The sequence below is a fragment of the Sporosarcina sp. Y352 genome (assembly GCF_056786535.1).
This window is the reverse complement of the sequence record NZ_JBXCJE010000032.1, coordinates 1-2,906: the sequence shown is the minus strand read 5'-3', so window position 1 is coordinate 2,906 and position 2,906 is coordinate 1. Positions and strand designations below refer to the sequence as shown.

Sequence of the window (2,906 nt, the reverse complement as noted above, 5' to 3'; positions counted from 1 at the left end):
TGGTTAAGTCCTCGATCGATTAGTATCCGTCAGCTCCACACGTCGCCGTGCTTCCACCCCAGACCTATCAACCTCATCTTCTTTGAGGGATCTTACTTACTTGCGTAATGGGAAATCTCATCTCGAGGGGGGCTTCATGCTTAGATGCTTTCAGCATTTATCCCGTCCATACATAGCTACCCAGCGATGCCTTTGGCAAGACAACTGGTACACCAGAGGTATGTCCATCCCGGTCCTCTCGTACTAAGGACAGCTCCTCTCAAATTTCCTGCGCCCGCGACGGATAGGGACCGAACTGTCTCACGACGTTCTGAACCCAGCTCGCGTACCGCTTTAATGGGCGAACAGCCCAACCCTTGGGACCGACTACAGCCCCAGGATGCGATGAGCCGACATCGAGGTGCCAAACCTCCCCGTCGATGTGGACTCTTGGGGGAGATAAGCCTGTTATCCCCGGGGTAGCTTTTATCCGTTGAGCGATGGCCCTTCCATGCGGAACCACCGGATCACTAAGCCCGTCTTTCGACCCTGCTCGACTTGTAGGTCTCGCAGTCAAGCTCCCTTATGCCTTTGCACTCTACGAATGATGTCCAACCATTCTGAGGGAACCTTTGGGCGCCTCCGTTACTCTTTAGGAGGCGACCGCCCCAGTCAAACTGCCCGCCTGACACTGTCTCCTGCCCCGATAAGGGGCATGGGTTAGAAGTCCAATACAGCCAGGGTAGTATCCCACCAACGCCTCATCCGAAGCTAGCGCTCCGGAGTCCAAGGCTCCTACCTATCCTGTACAGGCTGCACCGGAATTCAATATCAGGTTACAGTAAAGCTCCACGGGGTCTTTCCGTCCTGTCGCGGGTAACCTGCATCTTCACAGGTATTATAATTTCACCGAGTCTCTCGTTGAGACAGTGCCCAGATCGTTACGCCTTTCGTGCGGGTCGGAACTTACCCGACAAGGAATTTCGCTACCTTAGGACCGTTATAGTTACGGCCGCCGTTTACTGGGGCTTCAATTCGAAGCTTCGCTTGCGCTGACCTCTCCTCTTAACCTTCCAGCACCGGGCAGGCGTCAGCCCCTATACTTCACCTTGCGGTTTTGCAGAGACCTGTGTTTTTGCTAAACAGTCGCCTGGGCCTATTCACTGCGGCTCTCTCGGGCTTTAACACCCTACCAGAGCACCCCTTCTCCCGAAGTTACGGGGTCATTTTGCCGAGTTCCTTAACGAGAGTTCTCTCGATCACCTTAGGATTCTCTCCTCGCCTACCTGTGTCGGTTTGCGGTACAGGCACCTCCCGCCTCGCTAGAGGCTTTTCTTGGCAGCGTGAAATCAGGGACTCAGGGATAAATCCCCTTGCTATCACAGCTCAATGTTATAGGAATGGGATTTGCCTCATTCCACACCTCACTGCTTAGACGCGCATAACCAACAGCGCGCTCACCCTATCCTACTGCGTCACCCCATTGCTCAAACGGCGGGGAGGTGGTACAGGAATATCAACCTGTTGTCCATCGTCTACGCCTTTCGGCCTCAACTTAGGTCCTGACTAACCCTGAGCGGACGAGCCTTCCTCAGGAAACCTTGGGCATTCGGTGGAAGGGATTCTCACCCTTCTTTCGCTACTCATACCGGCATTCTCACTTCCAAGCGCTCCACCAGTCCTTACGGTCTAGCTTCGACGCCCTTGGAACGCTCTCCTACCACTGACATCAAAGATGTCAATCCACAGTTTCGGTGATTCGTTTAGCCCCGGTACATTTTCGGCGCAGCGCCACTCGACCAGTGAGCTATTACGCACTCTTTAAATGATGGCTGCTTCTAAGCCAACATCCTGGTTGTCTGGGCAACGCCACATCCTTTTCCACTTAACGAATACTTGGGGACCTTAACTGGTGGTCTGGGCTGTTTCCCTCTCGACTATGGATCTTATCACCCACAGTCTGACTCCCAAACATAAATCATCGGCATTCGGAGTTTGTCTGAATTCGGTAACCCGGGATGGGCCCCTAGTCCAAACAGTGCTCTACCTCCGAGATTCTTAAGTTTGAGGCTAGCCCTAAAGCTATTTCGGAGAGAACCAGCTATCTCCAGGTTCGATTGGAATTTCACCGCTACCCACACCTCATCCCCGCACTTTTCAACGTACGTGGGTTCGGGCCTCCAGTAAGTGTTACCTTACCTTCACCCTGGACATGGGTAGATCACCTGGTTTCGGGTCTACGACCCCATACTCTGACGCCCTATTCAGACTCGCTTTCGCTGCGGCTCCGCATTCACTGCTTAACCTTGCATGGAATCGTAACTCGCCGGTTCATTCTACAAAAGGCACGCCATCACCCATTAACGGGCTCTGACAACTTGTAGGCACATGGTTTCAGGATCTATTTCACTCCCCTTCCGGGGTGCTTTTCACCTTTCCCTCACGGTACTGGTTCACTATCGGTCACTAGGGAGTATTTAGCCTTGGGAGATGGTCCTCCCGGATTCCGACGGAATTTCACGTGTTCCGCCGTACTCAGGATACACTCTGGAGAGAATGGACTTTCGACTACGGGGCTTTTACCCGCTGCGGCGGACCTTTCCAGGTCGCTTCGTCTAATCCATTCCTTTGTAACTCCGTATAGAGTGTCCTACAACCCCAGGAAGCAAGCTTCCTGGTTTGGGCTCTTCCCGTTTCGCTCGCCGCTACTCAGGGAATCGATTTTTCTTTCTCTTCCTCCGGATACTTAGATGTTTCAGTTCTCCGGGTGTGCCTCGTTTACGCTATGTATTCACGTAAACGTACTGTCCCATTATGGACAGTGGGTTTCCCCATTCGGAAATCTCCGGATCAAAGCTTACTTACAGCTCCCCGGAGCATATCGGTGTTAGTGCCGTCCTTCTTAGGCTCCTAGTGCCAAGGCATCC

The 2,906-nt window shown here is 53.0% G+C and carries 1 rRNA gene; it reads right to left on the bottom strand.

What is annotated here, in order from left to right:
- Positions 1-2,906: ribosomal RNA gene (locus AC1TO6_RS21050) — 23S ribosomal RNA — on the bottom strand; the annotation flags it as partial.